A 24,627-nucleotide genomic window follows, 5' to 3' on the forward strand; every position below is an offset into this window, starting at 1 on the left:
CACGGACCTCGCCCGACACGAAGAGGTTCTGATGACCGACAAGTCCCGCAACAGGCGCGCCCGGCAGAACCCGCACTCTCTGAGGAGCCGCTTCACGGCCGCGGCCGTCGCCCTCACCGTCGGTGTGCTCGGGGCGCTGAGTCCCCTGGCCGCTGCGCCAGCGCAGGCCGAGTCGAATGCACCGAACACGGTGCTCATCGGCGAGAACACCTTCTATGTGTACGCCGCCGCCGGCGACGTCGTCACAGCAGAGTTCATCGCCAATGATCTCAATCCGACGCAGGGACAGACCTTCACCCTGACCGACCCCTCGGGCGCCGTGCGCTGGACCTGCGACCTTCCGCCGGCCACTGCCCCGGAAACCGTCTGCACCGTGCCGGCCGGCATGACCGGTCCCGGCGGGGTATGGCTCCTCGAGACGGACGGAATCGGGGCGGAGACGCCGAACTGGCCGGCGGGGTCGGGAAACGACACGCGATGGGACATCACCGTGCTCTCCGGCGGCGCACCGATCGAAGGTCGAGTGTGGTCGAAGCAGTACCGCGCGTACAGCTCATTCACTCCGGGATCGGGCACCGCCTTCCCCAACTCCGACCTCGGTTTCTGGGTCGTGTCGGAGAACGGCTCGCAGTACACCGTGGAGATGCCCGTGTTCAACGGTGGTGGCTGGAGCTTCAGCAGCGATGCCTTCGGGAACGTCGTCGACCCGGCGCTCTGCACCCCGGCCTACCGATCGCTCGCGCAGACGAGTAACTCGCCCGAGCATCAGGGTCCGGGCCCGGAGTGCGGGCCCGGCTACAACCTCTTCTTCGAACCCCCGGCAGCCGACCTTCCCGGGTTCGCTTCGTCGGCCGATGGGAACGAGTTCGTCAATCCCGATTACGTCACTCCGAGCTTCGATGACACCACGTACACGCGTACCAACGCTCTTTCGCACGCCGGAGCGCTCTCGTATGACCTGAGTAGTTTCACGGGCAACTACGTCGTGCGGGTCGATGTCGACGGAAACGGTTCGTACACGGATCCTCTGGATGTCGCTCTCCCCCAGTCGGGAACGGACGGCACCGTGAGCGCTCCGTGGAACGGTCGGGACTCCGCCGGCACGCTCGTCGACGTCTGCACGACGGTGAACTTCGAGGTGGCGATCGAGAAGACCGACGAGATCCACTTCGTACTCGGCGACGTGGAGACTCTGCCCGGCGGCATCCGCATCACGCAGATCGTCGGGTCGAGCGCCGGAAACGACACCATCTATTGGGACGACACCGAGGTTCCGTTGTCGGGTGTGGGCCCTAAATCCACGACGAGCACTCCGGTCGTCAATCTCGCCGGTCTCAGCAGCGCCGGCTTCATCCACGGGTGGGCATCCACCGGCACGAACCAGTGGGGCAACTTCGCGGCCATCGACAACTGGGCCTACGGCGACATCGACGTCAGCGCACAGGCGTCTTCGCCCGGGAACTGCCTGACGCTGACGAAGACATCCGACGCCACCATCGACACCCGTCCGGGTGACGATGTGGAGTACACCATCACCGCGACCAACACGGGTGAGGAACCGTACACCGCGGCGAACCCGGCGGTCGTCACCGATGACCTGACCGCTGTCCTCGATGACGCCACCTACAACGGTGACGCCACCGCGACGATGCCGGGGACCATCGCCTACGCAGCCCCCGATCTGACCTGGACCGGCCCGCTCGCGGTCGGCGAGAGCGTGGAGCTCAGCTACACGGCGACGGTCGAGGCGGGGGGAGACGGCATCGCCCGGAACGTGGTGTTCAGCGGCACGCCGGATACCCCGACCCCGGCGTGCAACCCCCCGAACGGCGACGGGGTCGACCCCACCACCGGGATCGCCTGTGCCGAGGCGGAGTTCCTGCTGCCGAAGCTGTCGGTCACCAAGGCTGCCGACACGACCGAGCTCCCTGCGGACGGCGGCGTGGTCGAATACACGATCACGGCCACGAACACCGGACCCGGTGCCTACACGGCCGCCGAGCCCGCCCGCGTGACCGACGACCTCAGCGCCGTTCTCGACGACGCGACCTTCGGAGGGATCACCTCGCCGACCGACGGCTCCGCCGAGCTGGTCGGAGATGAACTCACCTGGGTCGGCCCCCTCGCCTCCGGCGAGAGCGTCACCATCACGTACACGGCGACGTACGACTCCGCCGCGGGCGACAACGTCCTGTACAACATCGTCTGCATCCCCACGGACGAGACGGCAGCAGGACAGGACGACTGCGCGAGTGTGCGCATCCCGGCAGCAGAACTCGTGATCGACAAGACGGTGGATCCCGAGTCGGGCACCGCGGTCGACGCGGGTCAGGTCGTGACCTACACCCTCTCGTTCGCGAGTGTGGGCGAGGCAGCGGCGGCAGTGGACACGGTCGACGACCTGTCCGACGTGCTCGACGACGCGGAGTTGGTCGCGGGCTCGATCACGACCTCGAACCCGGGGCTGACGGCAGAACTCCAGGGCACCGACCTGATCGTCGCGGGCTCCGTCGCGGTCGGCGAGACGTATACCGTGACGTATTCCGTGACCGTGGGTGCGTTCGCAGACCAGGAGAACCATGTTCTGGCGAACGTGGTGCAGAACCCGGACGGGTCGTGTGATGTCGAAGGATGTCCGGAGACGGAGAACCCGATCCGTCATTTCGTCGTCGAGAAGGACGCGGATGTGACGACGGGCGTGGAAACGGGCGATGTCGTGACGTACACGGTCACCGTGACGAACGACGGTGAGGGTGCCTACACGGCGACCGAGCCGGCCGGTTTCACGGACGACCTGACCGATGTGATCGACGATGCGTCCTACAACGGTGATGCGGCCGCAGTGGCGTCGGACGGTTCGACGGTGCCGACTCCGACGGTGGCCGGTGCGGTTCTCGCCTGGTCCGGACCTCTTGCGGCCGGCGAGTCGGTGTCGATCACCTATTCGGTGACGGTGACGAACGCCGGCGACGCCGATCTGGTGAACACGGCGACGCCCGTGTGCGCACCGGGCGTCATCTGCGAGCCGGTCACACCGCCGGTGGACATCGACCTGCCACGGATCACTCCGGAGAAGTCGTCCGATCCCGCCTCGGGGGCGGGGGTCGTCGCGGGTGACGTGATCACGTACTCGCTGACGTTCACGAACAGCGGCCAGGCCGCGGGTGACGTCGCATCGACCGATGATGTCTCGGAGGTGCTCGACGACGCGGAGGTCACGACCGACCCGACGGCCGATCTCGCGGGCATCACGGCGACGTTCGACGCGGGCGCGGGCGAGATCCGCATCGAGGGGGCGCTCCCCGCCGGTGCGACGGTGACCGTGACCTATCAGGTGACCGTGTTGGCGGACGGTGAGCGCGGCGACAACATCCTCACCAACGTCGTAACCCCGGATGCGCCGCCATACGTATGCGATGACAGCGACCCGGACTGCGACCCGTTCGTGCCGCCGAGCACGGAACACCCGGTCGGGCAGCTCGCGGTGGACAAGACGGTGGACCCGGAGTCGGGCACTTCGGTGGACGCGGGACAGGTGGTGACTTACAGCCTGTCGTTCGAGAGTGTCGGTGCCGCGGCATCGGCGGTCGACAAGGTCGACGACCTGTCCGACGTGCTGGACGACGCGGAGTTGGTGGCGGGGTCGATCACGACGTCGAATGCGGCGCTGACCGCAGAGCTCCAGGGCACGGATCTGGTGGTCACCGGGTCCGTTCCCGCCGGAGCGACGTACACGGTCACCTATTCCGTGACCGTGAGTGCGTTCGCCGACCAGGAGAACCACGTTCTGGCGAACATCGTGCAGAACCCGGATGGATCGTGCGGTGTCGAGGACTGCCCCGAGACGACGAACCCGATCCGTCATTTCGTCGTCGAGAAGGACGCGGATGCGACCACGGGCGTGCAGACGGGCGATGTGGTGACGTACACCGTCACCGTGACGAACGACGGTGAGGGTGCCTATACGGCGACCGAGCCGGCCGGGTTCACGGACGATCTCACCGACGTGATCGACGATGCGTCCTACAACGATGATGCGGCCGCAGTGGCGTCGGACGGATCGACGGTGCCGACTCCGACGGTCACCGGGCCCCTGCTTGCGTGGTCGGGCCCGCTCGAGGCGGGCGAATCCGTATCGGTCACGTACTCGGTGACCGTGACGAACGCCGGTGATGCGGATCTGGTGAACACGGCGACGCCCGTGTGCGCACCGGGCGTCATCTGCGATCCGGTCACACCGCCGGTGGACATCGACCTGCCACGGATCACTCCGGAGAAGTCGTCTGACCCGGTCTCGGGCGCGGGGGTCGTCGCGGGTGACGTCATCACTTACACACTGACCTTCACGAACAGCGGCCAGGCCGCGGGCGATGTGGACTCGACCGACGACCTCTCCGACGTGCTCGACGACGCGGAGGTGACGACCGACCCGACCGCGGATGTCGCGGGCATCACGGCGACGTTCGATCCGGACGCCGCCGCGATCCGCATCGAGGGCGCGCTCGCCGCGGGTGTCGCGGTCACGGTCACGTACCAGGTGACCGTGCTTCCGGACGGCGAACGCGGGGACAATGTCCTCACCAATGTGTTGACCCCGGACGTGCCGCCCTACGTGTGTGGTGACAGCGACCCGGACTGCGACCCGTTCGTGCCGCCGAGCACCGAACACCCCGTCGGCCAGCTCGCGGTGGACAAAACTGTGGACCCGGCGTCCGGCACAGCTGTGGAGGTCGGGCAGGTCGTGACCTACACGCTCACGTTCGAGAGTGTCGGTGCTGCGGCATCGACGGTGGACAAGGTCGACGACCTGTCCGACGTGCTCGATGACGCTGCGCTGGTCGCCGGTTCGATCACGCCATCGAACGCGGCGCTGATCGCAGAGCTGCAGGGAACCGATCTGGTGGTCACCGGATCCGTGCCCGCCGGCGCGACGTACACGGTCACCTATTCCGTCACGGTGAGTGCGTTCGCCGATCAGGAGAACCATGTTCTGGCGAACGTGGTGCAGAACCCGGACGGATCGTGCGGCATCGAGGACTGTCCGGACACCTCGAACCCGATCCGCCACTTCTCGGTCGAGAAGGCTGCGGATGCGACGGCGGGCGTGCAGACCGGTGATGTGGTGACGTACACGGTCACCGTGACGAATGACGGGGAGAGCGCGTACACGTCGTTCGTACCCGCGGGTTTCACGGATGACCTCACCGATGTGATCGACGACGCCTCCTACAACGGCGACGCTGCAGCGGTGGCGTCGGATGGATCGCTGGTGCCGGCTCCGACTCTGGAGAGTCCCGTTCTCGCGTGGTCGGGTCCGATCGCCGTCGGCGAGTCCGTATCGATCACCTATTCGGTGACGGTGACCAACGCCGGTGACTCCGACTTGGTCAATGCCGCGACGCCGGTGTGCGCGCCGGGCGTGGTCTGCGATCCGGTGACGCCGCCGGTGGACATCGAGCTGCCGCGGATCACTCCCGAGAAGTCGTCGGACCCGGTTTCGGGGACGACCGTCGTGGCCGGTCAGGTCGTCACGTACACGCTGACGTTCACCAACAGCGGCCAGGGCGCCGGCGATGTGGCGTCGACCGACGATGTGTCGGCGGTGCTCGACGATGCCGAGGTCACGACAGAGCCGACGGCGGATGTCGCCGGCATCACAGCGGCCTTCGATGCGGACGCGGCGGAGATCCGCATCGAGGGTTCCCTCCCCGCGGGCGCCGTCGTCACGGTGACCTACCAGGTGACGGTGCTGCCGGACGGAGACCGCGGCGACAACATCCTCACCAACGTCCTCACCCCTGACGCCCCGCCCTACGTGTGCGACGACAGCGACCCCGACTGCGACCCGTTCGTGCCACCCCGCACCGAGCACTTCATCGGCGAACTGCGCGACTGGAAGACGGTCGATCCGGCTTCCGGAGGCACGGTCGTGCCCGGACAGGTGGTGACGTACACGCTGCACTTCGAGAGCGTGGGCACCGGGTCGATCACGGTCGACCGCGAGGACGATCTGACGGCCGTGATCGATGATGCGACCGTCACGTCGGATCCGGTGAGTTCCGATGAGTTGCTCGCCGTCTCCGGGATCGTCGACGGGCGCTTCGGGATCACCGGAGCGCTCGAACCCGGAGATGCCGTGACCGTCACCTACCAGGCGACGGTCAACGCGGACGGTGAGCGTGGCGACGACCGCCTGTCGAACTACCTCCTCGACCCGGACGCGGCCCCGCCGACCGAGTGCGTCATCGCCGAGGGCGAGGAGTACCCCGACTGCACCGTCGATCACGTCAGCAGCGTGGTGGTCGTGAAGTCGGCCGACCCGGCCTCGGGAACCGAGGTGGAGGAAGGGCAGCAGGTGGAGTACACCGTGACGTTCCGCAACGTCTCGACCGACCCGGATGCGGCGGGTGCAGACGTGGACTACACCGATCACCTGGATGAAGTCCTCGACGATGCGACACTGACCCGCGGACCCCAGGGGTCGACGGAGGCGCTGGCCACGGCGGTCGAGGGGCAGACCATCCGCATCACGGGCTCGGTCGCATCCGGAGGCACGGCCACCGTGACATACGTGGTCACGGTGCAGCCGTGGGCCGATCAGGGGAACCACAGCCTCGGCAACGTGATCGCGGTGACCGGCGAGGAACCGATCTGCGTCGACGGGAACGGCCTGTGCACCACGCATCCGCTGGGTGAACCGGATCCACTCGCGGTGACCGGTGGCCAGGTGGCCGTCGGCGCACTGGCTGCCGGTGTCGTTCTGCTCGTCGCGGGCGGGCTCCTGGTGGCGATCCGCCGCCGACGTCAGTCGATCGAGTAGCGTCGCGCTCGTCCTACCCGGGTGCCCGCCTTCCGGCCGGCACCCGGGTTCGCGCGCGTGCTCTGGGCCGAGGCGCCGTGTCCGTGGCCCTGGCGACCCCCGCCGTTGCGCTCTGCGGACACCGAGCTATACTGAACAATAGATCACCAGCCCGCACTATTGTTCGGAGTTCAGTGTGCAGAGCCGCACTCGCATCATCCTCGGCGTCGACGCCGGCACCACATCGGTGAAGACCGTCGCCTTCGATCTCGACGGTCGCATCGCGAGTGTCTCCCGCTCGAGCGTGCGCGTGCAGCGCGCCGAGGACGGGCGCGCCGAAGCCGACATGAACCACATCTGGGATGCCGCGGCCACCACGATCGCGGCGGTGGTCGATGACATCGGCGACGCGGAGATCGTGGCGATCGGCGTGACGGGTCAGGGTGACGGCGCCTGGCTGGTCGATGCCGACGGTCGGCCCGTCGGTCCCGCAGCCCTCTGGCTCGACGGGCGCGCTCACGAACGCCTCGATGAGTGGCTGGATGACGGACGCGCGGCGGCCGTGCACCAGGCCACCGGCTCTCCCCTCTTCTCCGGAGCGCTGCCGATCCTCGTCGACGAGCTGATGGCGGCGGATCCGACCCTGCGGGAGCGGGTCACGACGCAGCTGAACTGCAAGGACTGGCTGCGCTTCAAGCTCACCGGTCGCCGTGCGACCGATCCCAGCGAGGCCTCGCGCACCTACCTCGACACCGCGACGGGGGCTTACGCCGAAGAGCTGTTCCCCGCACTCGGACAGGAGCACGTGCGCGAATACCTGCCGGAGGTGCTCGATCCGCAGCAGATCGCCGGCCGGCTCGAGCCGAGAGTTGCGGCAGCACTGGGTCTCCCGGAAGGATTGCCCGTCGTCGTCGGAGTCGTCGACACCGCGGCTGCCGGCATCGGACTCGGCGTGCTCGACGACGGCCGCGGCTACGCCATCCTCGGCACAACGAGCCTCGTCGGCATCAACCACGCCTCGCGTGCCGACGTGCGCAGCGAATCGAGCATCGTGCTCGCCACCGGTCGAGGGAGCCAGGTTCTGGAGTCCATGGCCCCGATGACCGGTACCCCCAACCTCGACTGGGTGCGCGCCACGCTCGGCCTCGCGGACGAGGACTGGGTCGTCGTCGAGAAGCAGGCCGTCGCGGTCGCACCAGGCAGCGGGGGCGTGATCTACCTCCCGTACGGCGCCCCGAGCGGCGAACGGGCTCCGTTCTTCGCCCCCGACGCCTCGGCATCCTGGCTCGGGATGAGCGTCACCACGACGGCGGGCCAGCTGCTGCGGAGCGTCTACGAGGGCTTGGCCTTCAGCCTGCGCGAGTCCACCGACGCACTGGGGCTCGACGGCCCGCTGCTCGTCTGCGGAGGAGGCTCCGACTCAGACCTCCTGTGCACGATCCTGGCCGACGTCCTGGCACGCGACATCGTGCGTCAAGACGAACCGGAGGTGGGCGCCCGCGGGGTCGCCACGCTCGCGATGGCAGCGATCGGACTCGCGGACGACCTGCACCACGCATCGCGCCGACTGACACCGTCGACGACGACCTTCTCGCCGGACGCCGCCCGCACCGCGCTGTACGACGACGCGTATGCGCTCTTCCTCGCGACACGCGATGCCCTGCGCCCGCACTGGGGTGGACTCCGCCGCCTGCGCGACAGCGCCGAGCAGCATCCCGCCCCCGAATCCCCGGCTCACTGACCACCACCTGAAAGAAGACACATGACTGAAACGTCCCGCCCGAAGGTGCTCATCACCGCTCCGTTCGATGCCGGCATCGCCGATTCCCTCGCCGAAGCGTTCGACGTCACTCTGGTCGACCCGACCATGGACGGCGGATCCCTCGCCGACCGCGGCGTCGACGAGGCGCTTGCCGCAGCGGATGTCGTGATCGCCGAGCTCGACGTGGTCGACGAGAGCGCGCTCGCGAAGGCTCCCGAACTCAAGGCCGTCGTCTCGTGCCGCGCCAAACCGGCGAACGTCGACCTCGACGCCTGCACGGCCCGCGGCATCCCGGTGTTCACGACCCCGGGTCGCAACGCCGAGGTCACGGCCGACCTGAGCTTCGCCCTGCTGCTGGCCACCGTGCGCAAGGTGAGCCAATCGGAGCGCTGGCTGCGTGCTGGCAACTGGACCGAGGACGACGTGTTCGAGCCCTACGAGGTCTTCCGCTCGATCGGGCTCGGCGGCCGCACGCTCGGCATCCTCGGCGGCGGGGCGATCGGCCGTCGGATGGTCACCCGCGCCCGTGGATTCGGTATGACCGTCAAGGTGTACGACCCGTTCCTCGCCCCCGATGCGTTCGGCGACGAGGCCAGCGTCGTGCCCCTCGACGAGGTGCTCTCGACCTCCGACATCGTCACCGTGCACGTACCCCTGATGCCCGAGACCGAGGGCCTGCTCGGTGAGCGCGAACTCGCCCTCCTCCGCCCGGATGCCTATCTGATCAACGCCGGCCGCGCGGCGATCATCGACGAGCAGGCCCTGATGGCCGTCCTGCGCGACGGCCGGATCGCCGGTGCCGGCTTCGACGTCTACTACCAGGAGCCGCTCCCGCAAGACCACGAGCTCTTCACCTTCGACAACGTCACGCTGACGCCGCACATCGCGGGCGCCTCGGATGACGTCATCGTCGAGCACTCGCGCATCGCTGCGGCGGCGCTGCGGGGGTGGCTGAGCGGGCAGCGCGTTCCCGGAACCGCGAACGAGAAGGCGCTCGCCGCGGTCGGCTGAGCGTCTGAGCGTAGGAGCGTCTGAGCCCGGGGAGCGGAACGTGCGTCGCGCGGTCCGCTCCTCGGTGCGCTCAGTCGAGCAGCGCCGTGACGGTGTTCGAGTCGGTCACGAGCATGTTCACCATGCCGCTCGAGAGGGCGGTGCGCACGGCGTCGAGCTTCGCCGCGCCCGCCGCGATCGCGAGGCGGTGCGGGATGGCGCGCAGCTGATCCAGGTCGAGTCCGACGACGCGGGAGTCGAGCTCGCCGCGGACCGGTGCTCCGTTCGCATCGAAGAAGCGTCCGCCGATGTCGCCGATCGCTCCGGCCTCGAGAAGCGCGGCTCGTTCGCGCTCGCTCAGCGACCCGAAGAGCAGTCCGCGGCTGTCGTGCGTGCTGCCGATGCCCGCGATCAGTGTGCTGGCCTCTGCCGCTCGTGCGAGCACCTCGCGCACCCCGGGGTCGGCGTAGGCACTCTCCGCGGCCTGCGGCGTCGCGGCGACGAGAGGTGCGGGGAGGTGGAAGGCCGATCCGTCGGTGCGGCGCGCCAGTGCGAGGGTGAGCTCGTGTGGGTTGGCACCGTTCGCGAGACCACTGCTCGATCCGGTGAGGGGCACGAAGCGGGCGCCGAGCGGTCGGGCGGGGAAGGCGTCGACCACGGCGGCGACCGCCGTGGAGAGACCCATGGCGACGGTGGTGTCCTTGTCGATGACGCTCGCGAGCGCCTCCGCGCCGACCGTCGCCATCGCGCGGGAGGCCTTCGCCGGATCGTCCACACTCGGGGCGATCCAGGCCTGGCGCAGTCCGTAGCGGCTGAGCAGCGCCTGCTCCTCGGCGGCGAACAGCGACTCCTCCACGTGCACGATGATCTCGACCATGCCGCTGTCGCGGGCCTCGGCGAGCAGTCGCGTCACGCGGACGCGGGACAGGCCGAGTGCGTCGGCGATCTCCTGGTGCGTGAGCCCCAGTTCGTAGTACATGCGCGCCACGCGACCCATCAGCATGCTGAACATCCTCCCACGCCGACTCCTCCGGTCTTGCTTGACAATTCCGCGACGCGTGCCCAAGATGTCCATGGGCATTCGTTCACGATGCTGAACAAATGTACACCACATCCCGAAATCTCTACGCGCTCAACGAGGAGACACCCATGGTCACCCCCGCATCACCTCCCGCCGAGGGCCGCTTCGCGCGCCTCCTCAGCTCTCAGGGCATCTCGCGGCCCATCGCCTGGGGCTTCGTCGCCCTGACGATCTTCATGATCGGCGACGGCATCGAGGCCGGCTTCCTCTCGCCGTACCTCGACGAGCGCGGCTTCGACGGCAGCCAGATCGCCCTGCTCTGGTCGGTCTACGGCATCGTCGTCGCCGTGGCCGCCTGGCTGAGCGGCGCGCTGGCCGAAGCCTGGGGGCCCAAGCGCGTCATGATGCTCGGCTTCGGCATCTGGGTCGTCTTCGAGGTGCTCTTCCTCGTGTTCGGCGTCATGGCCGGCAACTTCGAGATCATGCTCCTCGCCTTCGGAATCCGCGGGCTCGGATACCCGATGTTCGCCTACGGGTTCCTGGTCTGGGTCACGATCGACACCGATGAGCACGTCATGGGCCGCGCCGTCGGCTGGTACTGGTTCTTCTCCACGCTCGGACTCGGCGTCCTGAGCTCGTACTTCGCCGGAGCCGTCATCCCGATCATCGGCGAGCTGGCCACGCTGTGGATGGCGCTGGCCTTCGTCGTCGTCGGCGGAGTGATGGTGCTCGTACTGCTGCGCAACCCCGTGACCAAGAAGGTCACCGTGGCCAGCAGCGTCAAGGGTGTCGTCAGTTCCCTCACCATCGTCGCGACCAACCCGAAGGTGGGCGTCGGCGGCGTGGTCCGCATCATCAACACCCTCTCCTTCTATGCGTTCGTCGTGTTCCTCACGACCTACATGGTCCGCGACGTCGGCTTCGACCTCGCCCAGTGGCAGATCATCTGGGGCACGATGCTCGCCGCGAACGTGGCCGCGAACCTGCTCTCCGGCTACCTCGCCGACTGGATCGGGCGCGTCAACGTGGTCGCCTGGGCCGGTGGCATCGGATGCTTCGTCACGGTTCTCGCGCTGTTCTACGTCCCCACCCTCATCGGGCCGAACTTCTGGATCACGATCTCGATCGCCTTCGTCTACGGTCTGGCGCTGGGCATGTTCGTGCCGTTGTCGGCGATCGTCCCGCTGCTCGCCCCGAAGAACAAGGCCGCCGCGGTCGCCATCCTGAACCTCGGCGCCGGCCTCAGCCAGTTCATCGGGCCGGTCATCGCCGGCCTCGCCGCACCCGTCGGCGTCGAGGGCACGGTCTGGATCATCGCCTCCCTCTACCTCGTCGGTTTCGGCCTGACGTTCCTGCTGAAGACGCCCAAGGATGCGGACGACGCGGTCTCGGCGAGCCCCGCCCCGACCGCCGTCACCGCCTGAATCCCCCACCCTGACAAGGAGTCACCCATGACCACGCGTGTGGAATCACTCATCGAAGAACTCTCGGCCGTCGGCGTCGACATCGTCGCCCGCGGGCTTGCCCTCGCCTCCGGAGGCAACATCTCGGCGCGTATCGATGAGGACACCTTCGTGGTCACGGGCTCCGGCACCTGGCTCGACAGGCTCACGCCCGAGGACTTCTCGGTCATGAGCCTGTCGGGTGAGGTCGTCAGCGGCTCGCCGAGCCCGTCGAGCGAATGGAAGCTGCATCAGCGCAGCTACGAGACACGAGCCGACGTCAACGCGGTGGTGCACGTGCACCCGCAGCACGCCGTGCTCCTCAACGCCCTCGGTCACGATGTGCGTCTGATCACCCTCGACCACGCGTACTACGTGCGCTCGGTCGGGACCACTCCGTACTACCCGAACGGATCGGACGAACTCGCCGACTCCGCCGCCGAGCAGGCCGCGCACCACGACTGCATCATCATGGGCCACCACGGCTGCTCCGCCCTCGGCGACTCCGTGAGCATGGCCTTCCGCCGCGCACTCAACCTCGAGGAGGCGGCCACCGCGACCTACCGCGCGCTGCTCCTCGGCGACACCGAGTCCGCCTTCCCCGCCGAGGCGCTCGCCGCCCTGCACCACGCCTGAACAGGAGCCGCGATGACGACCGTCCCCACGCACATCAGCATCGACCCCGACATCAGCGAGGCGACGAAGCGCTTCCTCGCCCAGCCTCCCCGGCTGCTCATCGACGGGGAGCTCGTCGAGGCCCACTCCGGACGCACCATCGACATCGTCGACCCGGGCACCGGTGCCGTCATCGCTCGCTCGGCCGCCGCCGACGCCGTGGACGCCGACCGTGCCGTGCAGGCTGCGCGTCGCGCCTTCGCCCCGGACGCCCCCTGGCGGAAGATGAGCGCGCTCGATCGCGGACGGATCATCCTGCGTCTCGCCCGGCTGCTCGAGGAGCGGGCCGACGAGTTCGTGGAGCTCGAGGTGCTCGACGGCGGCAAGCTCAAGAGTGCCGCGGCGAGCGTCGACCTGCCGCTCGCGATCAACCACTTCGAGTACTTCGGCGGCTGGCCGTCGAAGATCGAGGGCAACACGATCCCCGTGTCCGTGACGGACGCGATGGTGCGCACCGAGCGGGTCCCAGTCGGGGTCGTTGCCCAGATCGTGCCCTGGAACTACCCGCTGCTCATGGGCGTGTGGAAGATCGCTCCCGCGCTCGCCGCCGGCTGCACCATCGTCATGAAGCCCGCCGAGAACACCCCGCTCTCCCTGCTGCGTCTCGGCCAGCTCGCCCTCGAAGCCGGTATGCCCAAGGGCGTCCTCAACATCCTCACCGGATACGGCGCCGAGGCCGGCGAGGCGCTGGTCGACCACCCCGACGTCGACAAGGTCGCCTTCACCGGATCGACGGCTGTGGGCACGCGCATCGCCCAGCGTGCCGCGCCGATGGTGAAGAGAGTGACACTGGAGCTCGGCGGCAAGAGCCCCAACATCATCTTCGACGACAGTCCTGTCGAGGAGGCCGCGGCCGCCGCGGCCAGCGCGATCTTCTTCAACGCCGGTCAGGCCTGCGCCGCGGGCTCGCGGCTGTACGTGCAGAAGCGCTCGTACGACGACGTGGTCGGTCGGCTCGCCGACATCGCCTCGTCGATGACGGTCGGCCACGGCTTCGATCCGTCGGCGCAGATCGGACCGGTCATCTCCACCCGCCAGCACGAGCGCGTGCTCGGCTACATCGACGGCGCTCAGGAGCGGGGGGCGACGGTCGCCGCGGGAGGATCCGCCTTCCCCGACGCCGCGATCCCCGGGGGCTACTACATCCGTCCCACCGTGCTGACCGACGTGGATGACACCTTCACCGCCGTGCGTGAAGAGATCTTCGGCCCCGTCGTGGTGGCGCAGCCCTTCGACGACATCGACGAGATCGCGCGCCGGGCGAACGACTCGCCCTACGGCCTCGCGGCGGGCATCTGGACGCGGGACATCGGCAAGGCGAATCGGCTCGCAGCGCTCCTGCAGGCGGGAACCGTCTACATCAACATGTACGGTGCGACCGATGCGGCCGCCCCCTTCGGCGGATTCAAGATGTCGGGCTACGGCAGGGACATGGGCCACGCCAACCTGGAGTCGTACCTGGAGACGCGCACGGTCTGGACCAACCTGGCCCACTGATGTCGCCGGTCACTCCCGGTGCGTGACCGAGCCCGAGTGGCGTGCCGAGTCCGGCTCGCCACTCCGGGGCTTCCCGACGAAGGGAAGTCCGAGTCCCCACGCGACGAGAGCCGCGGCGGCGAACACCGCGCCCAGGATCGAGGATCCGGCCCATCCCCACGCGCTGAAGGAGACGGTCGTCGTGACGGCGCCGACGGCAGACCCCAGCGAGTAGAAGACCATGTACCCGCCGATGGTCGTGGAGACCCGATCCGGATGCTGCGCGGTCAGGATGTGCTGGTTGCTGACGTGCACGGCCTGAACGGCGAAGTCGAGCACGACGATGCCGACGACCAGCAGCGTCAGTGACCACGGGAGCTGTGCGATCAGCACCCAGGAGGCGACGAGTGCGACGAGCGCCAGACCGGTCACGCGATTCGCCTTACCGCCGTCAGCCCAGTGGCCCGCGCGAACGGCGCCCAGAGCACCCGTCAGGCCGGCCAGGCCGAAGAGTCCGATCTGGGTCTCCGTGAGGTGCCAGGGCGCCTCCGACAGGGGCAGCGCCATCCCGCTCCAGAGCGTTCCGAACGAGGCGAAGATGAAGAAGGCGATCACGCCCCGGCTGAGGAAGGCCGGTTCGGTGAGCAGCCGACCGATGCCGCCGACGAGGACGCTGTGGTGGCGGGATGGCGGGCGCACATCGACGGGCAGCAGTCGAAGTGCTGCGGCCCCCAGCAGGAGGGAGAGCGCCGCGAGAAGGACGTAGATGCTGCGCCACCCCCAGAGATCGGCCATCATGCCGGCGATCAGCCGCGAGCCGAGGATGCCGACCACCACGCCCGACGTCACGAAGCCCAGGTTCCGTCCGCGCTCGCCGGGTTCGGACACTGCTGCGGCGTAGGCCACCGTCGTCTGCACGACCACCGCGAACAGGCCGGCGAACGCCAATCCGGCGAACGCCACCCACGCGGCCGGAGCGAGTGCGACCGCGAGCATCCCGATGCCCACCAGGCCCAGATGGAGAGGAATCAGGCGTCGCCTGTCGAAGCGGTCGCCCAGCGGTACGAGCAGGACGAGGCCGATGAGGTAACCCAGCTGCCCCGCCGACACCAGCCAGCCGAGCGCATCGGTCGGCACCTGAAGGCTCTTCCCGATCTCGCCGAGCACGGGCTGCGCGGCATAGACCGTCGCGACCGCGACGGCGCAGATGGCGGCCAGCAGTGTCTTCATCCGGAGAGTCACATCGTTCCTTTGGTTGCAAATTGCTACCAAAGTGACGGTAGGGCATAATGGTTGCAGATTGCAACTCTTGGAGATCTCATGAGCGATGCCCCCGATCGTCCGCAATGGACCGATCCGACCTGTCCCGTCGCGCGCACCGTCGATCTGGTCGGTGACCGCTGGAGCATGCTGATCATCCGCGACGCGATGGACGGCGCCCGCACGTTCACCGACTTCCAGAAGCGCACGGGCATCGCACGCAACATGCTCGCCGACAGGCTCCGCCGCCTCGCCGCGTACGGGCTCATCGAGCAGGTCGATGCTCCCCCGGCCAAGCGCAAGCACTACGAGCTCACCCCGGCCGGCGAAGAGTTCTTCCCGGTGATCCTCGCCCTGCGGGGCTGGGGAGAGCGCCATGCCTTCGCTGCCGGGGAATCTCATTCGACTCTCGTCGATGCTGCGGGCGAGCGGGTGGTCGCATCCGCGCCCCTCGGCGCCGACGGTGCGCCGCTGACCAGTGGGAACACCCGCGTCGTGAGGTGAGTGTGTCCTGCCTTCGCGAGGGAGTCGGCCCGGTGGGCCCTCGGTCCGGGCTTTAGGGCGATACTCTGCGGTTTCTGACAGGGTGGAACGCAGGCCCTGCCCCTGGACGATGAAGCGGTGAACGATGAGTGGACCTGATTCCCCGGTGATCGGGGTCGAAGACGCACCGTCGCGGTGGTCGCCGTGGTGGCTGGCATCCGGAGCGCTGTTCATCGCCTCGGCACTGCTGGCCGCGTTCCGCAGTCTTCCCGGTTCGCTTGACCTGGATGCTCTCATCGGGGTCTCGACCGCGGTGACCCTGGCCTTCAGCCTCGCGCTCGTCGCCGCCGGCGTCGGGGCTGTGCGCGACGACCACACCCTCCGCCTGCCGAGGGTCGCGATCATCTCGCTCTTCCTCCTCGCGGTCTGGCTTCCTGTGGCTCCACCGGTGCTGACCGCTTCATTCGGCATCACCTCGGCGGCACCGCTCTATCTGAACGCCCTCGTCAAGTTGGGGCTGAGCGGTGCGATCGTCGCCGGCATCCTCCGCAGTGCGCTGCCGAGCCCCTGGAGGCTCATCCCTGCGATCGCGCTCGCCGCCGTCGTCCTCGGGTCGCTGCTCGAGGTCGCCTTCATGTCCGGCAGTGTGACCGACCAAGGTGCGATGATCCTCGTCTCGAACCTGCTGACCCTGGTGCGCATCCTCGCCACCGGGGCTCTGGGCGCCGTGGCGCTCCGGGCCGCCAGGTCGCGGGCCGGTTCAGTGGTCGTCTTCGGAGGATGACCGTGGCTCACCCAGCGCATTCCCCTCAGGCGACGGTGAGGTACCCGTTCGAGGAGTCGTCCTCGACGAGGGTGTAGGACAGCACGCCGTCTGCGTGCGCACGCGCTCGTCGCCATACTCGCTCATGCGCGTCGTCGGCGTAGTCGAGCACGATCCATCGGGGCGCCGCGGGATCACGTCGCCCGACGATGTAGGAGACGCTGCCGAGGCCGGTCGAGCCGAGATGGGCGATGAACTGATCGGCAGCCGGGCTCTTCGGCGGCGTGCGGCACAGGTCCGCCGGGCGGATGCGCAGGGTCAGGTCCGCCTGCGCCGGCCGGGCCTTCACGCGGCACCCCCGGCACGGGCGCCCAGGTCGGCGAGATCGCGGAGGCCGTGCGCGTCGAGATAGGCGCGGATCGTGTCCTGGACGATGCGGATCTGCGACTCGTTTCCCATGGCGGCCTGCATCGCGCCCATCGTGGGCGTCGGCTTGCCGTTCACGCGTTCGAGCGCCTCCCACACGATGTCTTCGCGTGAGCCGCGGCCCATCGAGTGCGGCATCGAGCTGAACACCGGGCTCGGTTTCCAGCCGGTTCGGGTCTCTTCCATCAGCGTTTCCTCTCGTCTCTCCGGACGCTGTCGAATGCGGGTGCACTCGGTCTCGTGCGCGGGCACGCCGAACAGCCCTGGGGTGAAGTGCCCCCGATGGACGGCGCGCGGTCCTGCGGCCAGGGGCCTTCCCGAAGACTGTCGGATGTCGACGCAGGAAGGACGATCTGGCCGTCCGGTTCCCTCTGACCGTATCACGTTATTTTGAGTCATTCAAAATAACCGAGACACTGAAATGCGAAAAGGCCCGATCCGCTGCGGATCGGGCCCAGTCATCCCCTGCGCGTCAGCCGCGCGGAGTGTCGTTCCAAGACCAGATGTCGTCGCCGCGCAGTACCGCATCGGCGCCGCCGTCGCAGTAGATGGTCTGGCCGGCCATGTGGGTGTTGGCAGGGCTCGTCAACCACACCAGTAGCTCGGCGATAGAGGATGCCGGCTGGTGGTAGTTGAGCGGCATCGGCACCGCGGCGTCGACCTGCGCCAGGCCCTCCGGGTTTCCGAGCAGTCCTGCCGTCATCGGCGTGGTGACCGTGCCGGGAGCAACCGCATTGAGGGGGATGCCGGCGCCGGCCCAGGCCGCGGACACCGACTCGCGCCGGACCCAGCGCGAGAGAGCACGCTTGCTCGACGAGTAGTTCAGGAATCCGGCCTCCGGGGTGGTCGCGAGCTGGTCGCCGATCGACAGTGCCAGCGTCTCGTCGCCGCTCAGCGCGGCGTCGACGAGTTCGGCCGACACCGGCTGCAGGGAGGCCATGGACGAGACCACGGCGGCGCGGGGCTGGTCGGCGAGGCTCAACGTCGGTTGAAGCGCTTCCAGGAACTCGGTCACGCCGAAGTAGTTGATGGCCATCGTCTTCGAGACCGGCGCGGCGATGCCGGCACACGCGATGACCGCGTCGATCATGCCGCCGGCGGCCGTGATGGCCGCATCCGCCGCCGCCCTGCGGCCATCGGGGGTCGACAGGTCGCCTTCGACCTCGGTGCCGGCGAGGTCGACCCCGATCACGGTGTGGCCCTGCTTGCGCAGCAGCTCGGTGGTGGCTGCACCGATGCCGGAGGCGGCGCCGGTGACGATGTACGTGCGTGTCATGTTTCCTCCTGGGGGATGGCGACGTCGGTGGAGACGTCGTGAGACGGCTGCATGCTCGTGCGGGACAGGGCGACGACGAAGCGCGAGAGCTGCGACTGGAACTGCTCGACCTCACGCGGATCCCAGCCGGCCAGTGCGTCGTCGACCATGCGATGCCCGGCGGCGACGAGGCGTGCGTAGGCCTGCGTTCCGGCATCGGTCAGTCGCACCTCGACCGTGCGTCCGGAGCGTACCCGGTCGACGATGCCCTGCAGCTCCAGGCGGGAGACCAGTTTCGACGCGGTCGGGCGCGATATCGATCCATGCTCGGCGAGCTGCCCGAAACCCATCGCCCCGCCGTTGAGGCCGATCAGATAGACGGCGCGGATGCCGGTGGGGTCGAGCGCGACGCCGACGCCTTCCGCCACCGAGGCCTGGAGGTCGCTCTCAGTCCACTCGGAGACGACCCGGACGAGCGCGACATGGATGCCTGCGACACCGTCTGCGACCGTCATGCCGTCAGTCTACGCCTTTAGTTGCCTGAGGCAACTGTTTCTCGCGTCACGGTTCGCCGCCACGGAGCGTGAACATCGCGATCCCCCATGCCCGCAGGCATCCGAACCGTCAGCTGAACAGGACGATCACGTAGACCGCGAACGTCACCAGGTGCGCGGCGCCGTGCATCGCGGTCACCCGCTTCGCCGCGAACGTGGTCACGGAGAGCAGCAGCGTGACGCCGAGCATCAGCAGGTTCGCCGGAGACTCCGCCAGGACGACCGTCTGACCGGTGAGCATCCCGATGATCAGGACTGCAGGAATCGTCAGGCCGACGGTGGAGACCAGCGCTCCGAGGCCGAGGTTGTTCACGCGCTGGGCTTCGCCACCGAGAGCGGCGCGCACCGCGGTGATCGACTCCGGCAGGAACACGATTCCCGCGATGACCACGCCGGCGAGGGCGACCGGAGCGCCGAGGCGGCCCAGTCCGTCGTCGAGCAGCGCCGCCATGTCGTGCGACAGGAGCACGATGGGGATGACGGTGACCACCAGCAGCGCGAGGCGGACGAGGACCTCCGTGCGGTGCTCGGCCAGCACCTGCCGGATCCCGCCGGTGTCCTCCGACTTGTCCTGATGCTGCGCGGTCTGCCGCAGTCGCGGGTCGACCTCGGTGAAGTCGCTCGCCTGTGCGCCCATCTGCCGGTAGAGGAAGAACGCGTAGAGCACGAGGGTGAGCACGATGATGGGGATCTCCTGCCCCGTCGTGTACGAGCCGTCCGTCCCGATGAGCGCAGGGAGTCCGAACGCGAGGGCGACCAGCACCACCAGCATCGACAGGTAGGCCGAGGTGCCCGTGCGGTTGTGGGCCATGCCGCGGTGGCGGAGGCCGCCGAGGAGGAGCGCCAGACCGATGACGAGGTTCATGATGATCATCGCGACGGCCATCACCGAGTCGCGGGCGATGGTCGCATGCTCGCCCGGTCCGAGCATGACGGCCGAGATCAGGATGACCTCGATCAGCACGATCGAGAGCGTCAGGACGAGGGATCCGTAGGGGTCGCCGAGTCGATGTGCGAGCGCCTCGGCCTGCTTCACCACCCCGAATGCGCAGACGAGGATCACGACGATGATCGCGACGAGAGCGATCACGAGGACCGGGCCGGGCACAGGCGGCGCCAGTACCGGGTGCAGCAGGAGCAGGGCCGCGAATGCGCCCCACCCGAGAGCGACGCGGACGATGTCCGTCGGTCCGATCAGTCGTTTCCATTCCGCGCGTGACATCGCAGGACTCCTTCGAGGTGGGGTCGTCCCCGACTGATGACCACGACCGGGTCGTCCCGTTCGCAGCGTTGTGTCAACGCATTTCTCGCCGTCATAGCTTAGCAAAAATTTCCCGGTCAGGGCGAAATTTGACTTCCCTGGGAGGCTGGCTATGGTCGGAGGTTACGCCAGCCACCGAAGGGGAAGCGAGTAACCATGTCCGGAAAGTCCATCCAGGGTCGCGACAGCAAGAAGACGCCGCAGCTATCGCTCAAGGAGAAGCGCGCTGCGAAGCGGGAGAAGAACGCACCAGCCGAGTTCATCAAGCCGCGTAAGGGCGCCAAGGGCTGATCGGATTCGACGACGGCGGATGCATCCTCGTGTGGGCGGTGATGCATCCGCCGACTCCGTCCCTCACCGGAAGACGCGGGTGATGCCGCTCTCGATCTGGGTGAGTTGGATGTAGACGAGGAGCCGGAGGATCGGCCCCAGCAGTGCGCGGCGGACGCGACGGAGGGCCCGGCGGCGGCGCGGGACGGTCTCCCATGTGAGGGTCACCCGAAGTTGCATTCCGCCTGCGGCATGTTCGAGCGCGAAGGCCACCACTCGCGGGACCCCGTTGTCGGAGTCCGGATACGTGAAGCGCCAGGTGACGAACGCCCGGTCCTCGGAACGATCGAGGTGGATCAACTGCCGCCGGACGGGATCCTTGACGGGAATCGCCTTGCCGTCGCGGCTGGTGGTCCTCGTCCTCGCCTCCCAGGGGCCGGTGGCCGCTGCGGGCGCGTCGACCTCGTCGACCACATGGTCCCACTCGGGGATACGGGTCGCCGACGACAGCAGTTCCCACACGTCGTCGAGCGACGCGGGCACGAAGACCGCACGCGTGCCGGAGAAGGTGTTCTCGGTGAATGTCGGGCGCCGCGAGAGGCCGAATCGCCGCGCGTCGTCGAGGCGGGTCCGCAGCGCATCCGGGTCGAGGTCGAGTCGTCGCAGGATCGCCTCGATGAGACCGCTCGGCTCGTCCACGAGTGCACGCAGCACCGCTGCGGAGTCACCCCGGCGACCTCCACTCGACGCCTCTTTCCACACCGCGATCGCCCGTTCGGTCCATTCGTAGCCCGAGGTCTCGTGGAACACGATGCGACCGGTGCTGTCCGTGTCGGAGGCGATGCCCACGAGGTCGAGCTGAGCCGCGTGCTGGGCAGTCACGGCCGCACGCGCCGCGTTCAGGCCCGCGCCCATGCTTCGCAGGATCTGCCCGCCGGTGTCGGGGTCGATCGTCAGGGCGAGCAGGAGGTGATCGATGTCGGCGTCACGCACGCCGAAACGGGAGGCTTCCTCCATCGCGGCCAGTGACAGCGCGTGCATGGTGGCGGCGGCGTCGATCAACCGGCTCATGAGTTCCTCCGGGGGACGACGATAGTCGGATCGATCCGCTTCGAGTGCTTCTTGTGCACGGCCTGCCGAGTCACACCCAGGGCATCGGCGATGGCTTGCCAGCTCATGCCGGAGCGCAATCCGGCTTCGACCTGGCGCAGTTCGAGGGCATCGGCGAGGGTGCGCAAGGAGGCGACCGCCCGCAGTCCCGCACGGGGGTCTGTCGTGTCCGCGGCGATCTGTGCGACATCGAGGGATTCCATGTCTGTCAACCTACGTTGCTCGCGACCACAATGTCAACCTGGGTTGCTTCGCCGGGTTCGCGGCGAGGCCCCTCAGACGGTCGACGGATGCAGCACGACCTTGATGCAGCCGTCCTCCTTCTTCTGGAACGTGCGGTACAGGTCGGGCGCATCGTCGAGCGGTGCGTGATGGGTGGTCAGGTCCATGACGCCCAGCGGATCGGCGGCATCCTCCACGAGGGGCAGCAGGTCGTCGACCCAGTTCTTCACGTTGCACTGCCCCATGCGCAGGGTGATCTGCTTGTCGAAGAGGGTCTTCATGGGCATGATGTCGGCGTCCCCCGCGTACACACCGCTCAGCGACACGGTTCCGCCCCGGCGCACGACATCGATCGAGGCGTAGACGGCGGCGAGCCGGTCGACCCCGGCCTTGTCGAACACCTGGCGCGCGGCCGGGTCGGGAAGCAGCCCGACCGCCTTCTGCAGGAACTCGACTCCCGAGTTGCCGTGCGCCTCGAGTCCCACGGCATCCACCACCGAGTCGGCGCCGCGCCCCTCGGTCAGATCCCGCAGCTCCTCGACGACGGTGTTGGTCAGGTCGAACGTCTCGATGCCGTGGCGCTCGGCCATCGCCCGCCGCTCCGGCACCGGATCGACCGCGAGCACCCGATACCCGCGATGCCGTCCGATGCGCGAGACGAACTGTCCGACCGGCCCGAGGCCCATCACGGCGAGCGTCCCGCCCTCCGGAACCTGCGCGTACTCGACGCCCTGCCAGGCCGTGGGGAGGATGTCGCTGAGGAAGAGGTAGCGCTCGTCGGGCAGGTCGGACGCCACCGGGATGTGGTTGTAGTCGGCAAGCGGCACCCGCAGATACTCGGCCTGTCCGCCCGGAACCTGGCCGTAGAGCTTCGTGTACCCGAACAGCGCCGCCCCGCTGCCGTACTCCCGCACCTGCGTGGTCTCGCACTGGGACTGCAGTCCGCGCCGGCAGAGGAAGCACTCGCCGCACGAGATGTTGAACGGGATCACCACGCGGTCGCCGACCGACAGCTTCGTGACGCCCGCACCGACCTCGACGACGACTCCCATCGGCTCATGGCCCAGGATGTCTCCGCGATCGAGGAACGGCCCGAGCAACTCGTACAGGTGCAGATCCGATCCGCAGATCGCGGAGGAGGTGACACGGATGATGGCGTCCGTGGGTTCGTGGATGACCGGATCGGCGACCTCCTCGACGGTCACGTTGCGCTTGCCCTGCCAGGTGAGTGCCTTCATGGTGTCCTCCGATCATCGGTCCGTGTCGGCCCACGTTCGTCGAGGGATGCGGTACAGCCAACCGGGTTGACAGACGCGCAGCCGCCCGTGTCAAGCGTCTTCTGCGGTCGTCTCCGGGCGTGCAGGATGATCGCGGACGGAGGAATCATGGCGACGAACACTCGTGACCTGACCTGCACCACGGAAGATGTGTTCCGCGTGCTCGCGAACGGCTGGCTGTATCCCGGATGGGTGGTCGGAGCCTCGCGCATGCGCGACGTCGATGAGTCCTGGCCCGAGGTCGGCGCGCAGTTGCATCATTCCTTCGGTGTGTGGCCGGCGCTGCTCGATGACAGGACCGAGGTGCAGGAGTGGGATGCGCCGCACCGGATGGTGCTCACCGCGCGCGGCTGGCCGATGGGCGAGGCCAAGGTCACGCTGCGCGCGCGCACGACGGCATCGGGCTGTCAGGTGCGCATCGACGAGGAACCCGTGAAGGGGCCGGCGGCGCTCATCCCCCGATTCCTCACCACGCCGATGCTGCGCTGGCGCAACGCCGAGACACTGCACCGGCTCGCCTATCTCGCCGAGGGTCGAGCGGGTGACGACGACAGGAGCCCGGGCGGGGTCACTCCCCCGAGTTCTTCTTGAACTGCCGCTCCCAGTCGCGCAGCTCGGAGCGACCGATGAGCGAGTCGAGCGACACCTGGAACAGCAGTCCCTTGCGGGCATTGACCTGCTTGATGTTGTCGACGATCTGCGTCGTCACCGCCGCCAGCGCCTCGCGCACCTCGGCGATCCGTTCCTCCGGCGCATCCCACAGGTCGGGCCGGGTGAGCAGGTCGAGCAGATAGTCGGGCTCCAGCGCGGCGACGAGGCGGGCGAGCTTATCGGAGTACTCCGCCTCGGCCAGAGCGACCTGGTCGGTCTCTGCCTTGGCGTCGAGTCGCACGAAGAGCTGCTCGACGTGTGAGGCGAGCGCGTCGATGCCCGCGGCCGTCTCCGCGGCCACCGGGTTGTTCGGCAGGTTCGCGTAGTCGACCCGCAGCTCGCGCAGTCGGTTCACCCGCAGGCGGATGCCGCGAGGAACCGGATCCGCCGCGGTCTTCGGCGTGCGACGGCGTCGGGCGAGCAGTCCGATCGCCGTGCCGCCCGCCGCGAGCAGGACGGCGCCGCTGATCACGACGGGCAGCAACCAGTCCGCTCCTCCACCGGTGCCGCTCGCACCCGGAGAGGAGGGGGTCTCTTCGACGATCTGCTGCACGGTCTCGACGAGCGCGGTCTGGGTGTCGCCCGCCGCTGCCTCGTTCTCGTTGGCGATCCGCAGCGCCTCTGTGCTTTCGATGGCTGTCGACGCGGCTTGGAGGTCGTCCCCGATGGCGAGCACCACGGTCTTCTGCGGGGCCTCCTTGGTGATCCGGTTGAGCAGTTCGAGGTCGAATGCCGCGCCGAGATCGGCATCCGTCGGCAGCACCACGACCGCGATCGAGCCGTCAGCGGGAAGGACATCGGTGAGCGCGGCGGTCAGGGAGTCCCCGCCCTTCACATCGGGGGCCACGTAGACGTTCCCCGATTGCAGAGCGCCGGCGACAGTGTCGGTGACCCCGCTCAGGTCGGATGCCGCGACGATGATCATGCCCA

At 68.3% G+C, this 24,627-nt stretch carries 21 protein-coding genes; 10 read left to right on the forward strand and 11 right to left on the reverse strand.

Going from position 1 to position 24,627, the window contains the following annotated elements; all coding sequences use genetic code 11:
* Nucleotides 1-31 precede the first annotated feature (31 nt).
* The 3 genes from BQ2383_RS01490 to BQ2383_RS01500 all read left to right on the forward strand — a co-directional run bounded on the left by BQ2383_RS01490 (nt 32) and on the right by BQ2383_RS01500 (nt 9,572).
* Nucleotides 32-6,820 (forward strand): DUF11 domain-containing protein, encoded by a 6,789-nt coding sequence (locus tag BQ2383_RS01490; protein ID WP_091028187.1) that lies wholly within the window; start codon nt 32-34, stop codon nt 6,818-6,820.
* 175 nt (nt 6,821-6,995) lie between these two features.
* Nucleotides 6,996-8,540 carry an FGGY family carbohydrate kinase gene (locus BQ2383_RS01495; protein WP_091028190.1) on the forward strand — a complete coding sequence of 515 codons (1,545 nt, stop codon included), beginning with the start codon at nt 6,996-6,998 and terminating at the stop codon, nt 8,538-8,540.
* 21 nt (nt 8,541-8,561) lie between these two features.
* Nucleotides 8,562-9,572, forward strand: coding sequence for an NAD(P)-dependent oxidoreductase (locus tag BQ2383_RS01500; RefSeq protein WP_091028192.1), 1,011 nt, complete (start codon nt 8,562-8,564; stop codon nt 9,570-9,572).
* 70 nt (nt 9,573-9,642) lie between these two features.
* Here BQ2383_RS01500 and BQ2383_RS01505 read toward each other — a convergent pair whose 3' ends face one another.
* Nucleotides 9,643-10,554, reverse strand: a complete 912-nt coding sequence (locus BQ2383_RS01505) for a sugar-binding transcriptional regulator (RefSeq protein WP_167381513.1) — start codon at nt 10,552-10,554, stop codon at nt 9,643-9,645.
* Between the two features lie 98 nt (nt 10,555-10,652).
* Between BQ2383_RS01505 and BQ2383_RS01510 the strand changes: the two genes are divergently transcribed.
* The 3 genes from BQ2383_RS01510 to BQ2383_RS01520 are packed head-to-tail and all read left to right on the forward strand — an operon-like array spanning nt 10,653 to nt 14,186.
* Nucleotides 10,653-11,996 carry an MFS transporter gene (locus BQ2383_RS01510; RefSeq protein ID WP_208617599.1) on the forward strand — a complete coding sequence of 448 codons (1,344 nt, stop codon included), beginning with the start codon at nt 10,653-10,655 and terminating at the stop codon, nt 11,994-11,996.
* 27 nt (nt 11,997-12,023) lie between these two features.
* Nucleotides 12,024-12,650, forward strand: coding sequence for a class II aldolase/adducin family protein (locus BQ2383_RS01515; RefSeq protein WP_091028200.1), 627 nt, complete (start codon nt 12,024-12,026; stop codon nt 12,648-12,650).
* Between the two features lie 12 nt (nt 12,651-12,662).
* Nucleotides 12,663-14,186 (forward strand): aldehyde dehydrogenase family protein, encoded by a 1,524-nt coding sequence (locus BQ2383_RS01520; protein ID WP_091028203.1) that lies wholly within the window; start codon nt 12,663-12,665, stop codon nt 14,184-14,186.
* 9 nt (nt 14,187-14,195) lie between these two features.
* On the opposite strand, the gene BQ2383_RS01525 is transcribed toward BQ2383_RS01520, so the two are convergent.
* On the reverse strand, nt 14,196-15,395 hold the full coding sequence (locus BQ2383_RS01525) for an MFS transporter (protein WP_091028208.1): 1,200 nt from the start codon (nt 15,393-15,395) through the stop codon (nt 14,196-14,198).
* Nucleotides 15,396-15,485: 90 nt separating this feature from the next.
* On the opposite strand from BQ2383_RS01525, the gene BQ2383_RS01530 reads away from it, so the two are divergent.
* Both BQ2383_RS01530 and BQ2383_RS01535 read left to right on the forward strand, forming a co-directional pair.
* Nucleotides 15,486-15,929 carry a winged helix-turn-helix transcriptional regulator gene (locus BQ2383_RS01530; protein ID WP_091028212.1) on the forward strand — a complete coding sequence of 148 codons (444 nt, stop codon included), beginning with the start codon at nt 15,486-15,488 and terminating at the stop codon, nt 15,927-15,929.
* Nucleotides 15,930-16,053: 124 nt separating this feature from the next.
* Nucleotides 16,054-16,692 (forward strand): hypothetical protein, encoded by a 639-nt coding sequence (locus tag BQ2383_RS01535; RefSeq protein WP_140403283.1) that lies wholly within the window; start codon nt 16,054-16,056, stop codon nt 16,690-16,692.
* A gap of 25 nt (nt 16,693-16,717) precedes the next feature.
* Here BQ2383_RS01535 and BQ2383_RS01540 read toward each other — a convergent pair whose 3' ends face one another.
* The 5 genes from BQ2383_RS01540 to BQ2383_RS01560 form a co-directional block, all read right to left on the reverse strand.
* On the reverse strand, nt 16,718-17,020 hold the full coding sequence (locus tag BQ2383_RS01540; protein WP_091028220.1) for a hypothetical protein: 303 nt from the start codon (nt 17,018-17,020) through the stop codon (nt 16,718-16,720).
* Complete coding sequence (locus BQ2383_RS01545) at nt 17,017-17,283, reverse strand: hypothetical protein (RefSeq protein WP_091028224.1); 267 nt, start codon at nt 17,281-17,283, stop codon at nt 17,017-17,019. Before BQ2383_RS01545 ends, BQ2383_RS01540 begins: the two co-directional genes overlap by 4 nt.
* A 286-nt stretch (nt 17,284-17,569) precedes the next feature.
* Entirely contained in the window at nt 17,570-18,373 is an 804-nt protein-coding gene (locus BQ2383_RS01550) for an SDR family oxidoreductase (RefSeq protein ID WP_091028228.1), read from the reverse strand.
* The gene (locus BQ2383_RS01555) at nt 18,370-18,867 is read right to left on the reverse strand and encodes a MarR family winged helix-turn-helix transcriptional regulator (RefSeq protein ID WP_091028231.1); all 498 of its coding nucleotides are present in this window, start codon (nt 18,865-18,867) and stop codon (nt 18,370-18,372) included. The genes BQ2383_RS01550 and BQ2383_RS01555 overlap by 4 nt, the downstream gene beginning before the upstream one ends.
* Before the next feature lie 109 nt (nt 18,868-18,976).
* Nucleotides 18,977-20,128, reverse strand: coding sequence for a calcium:proton antiporter (locus BQ2383_RS01560; RefSeq protein ID WP_091028233.1), 1,152 nt, complete (start codon nt 20,126-20,128; stop codon nt 18,977-18,979).
* 195 nt (nt 20,129-20,323) lie between these two features.
* Between BQ2383_RS01560 and BQ2383_RS19565 the strand changes: the two genes are divergently transcribed.
* Nucleotides 20,324-20,458, forward strand: coding sequence for a hypothetical protein (locus tag BQ2383_RS19565; protein ID WP_258131296.1), 135 nt, complete (start codon nt 20,324-20,326; stop codon nt 20,456-20,458).
* A 63-nt stretch (nt 20,459-20,521) separates the two neighbouring features.
* Here BQ2383_RS19565 and BQ2383_RS01565 read toward each other — a convergent pair whose 3' ends face one another.
* The 3 genes from BQ2383_RS01565 to BQ2383_RS01575 form a co-directional block, all read right to left on the reverse strand.
* Nucleotides 20,522-21,508, reverse strand: a complete 987-nt coding sequence (locus BQ2383_RS01565; protein ID WP_091028236.1) for a Clp protease N-terminal domain-containing protein — start codon at nt 21,506-21,508, stop codon at nt 20,522-20,524.
* Nucleotides 21,505-21,750, reverse strand: a complete 246-nt coding sequence (locus BQ2383_RS01570) for a hypothetical protein (RefSeq protein ID WP_091028239.1) — start codon at nt 21,748-21,750, stop codon at nt 21,505-21,507. Before BQ2383_RS01570 ends, BQ2383_RS01565 begins: the two co-directional genes overlap by 4 nt.
* Nucleotides 21,751-21,822: 72 nt before the next feature.
* Nucleotides 21,823-23,007 carry an alcohol dehydrogenase catalytic domain-containing protein gene (locus BQ2383_RS01575; protein WP_091028242.1) on the reverse strand — a complete coding sequence of 395 codons (1,185 nt, stop codon included), beginning with the start codon at nt 23,005-23,007 and terminating at the stop codon, nt 21,823-21,825.
* A gap of 147 nt (nt 23,008-23,154) precedes the next feature.
* On the opposite strand from BQ2383_RS01575, the gene BQ2383_RS01580 reads away from it, so the two are divergent.
* Entirely contained in the window at nt 23,155-23,637 is a 483-nt protein-coding gene (locus BQ2383_RS01580) for an SRPBCC family protein (RefSeq protein WP_091028248.1), read from the forward strand.
* Here BQ2383_RS01580 and BQ2383_RS01585 read toward each other — a convergent pair.
* The gene (locus BQ2383_RS01585) at nt 23,615-24,622 is read right to left on the reverse strand and encodes a hypothetical protein (RefSeq protein ID WP_140403284.1); all 1,008 of its coding nucleotides are present in this window, start codon (nt 24,620-24,622) and stop codon (nt 23,615-23,617) included. The two genes, BQ2383_RS01580 and BQ2383_RS01585, sit on opposite strands and share 23 nt — an antisense overlap.
* Between the last annotated feature and the right edge of the window lie 5 nt (nt 24,623-24,627).

The sequence above is a fragment of the Microbacterium oxydans genome, assembly GCF_900095745.1.
Lineage (GTDB): Bacteria > Actinomycetota > Actinomycetes > Actinomycetales > Microbacteriaceae > Microbacterium > Microbacterium oxydans_B.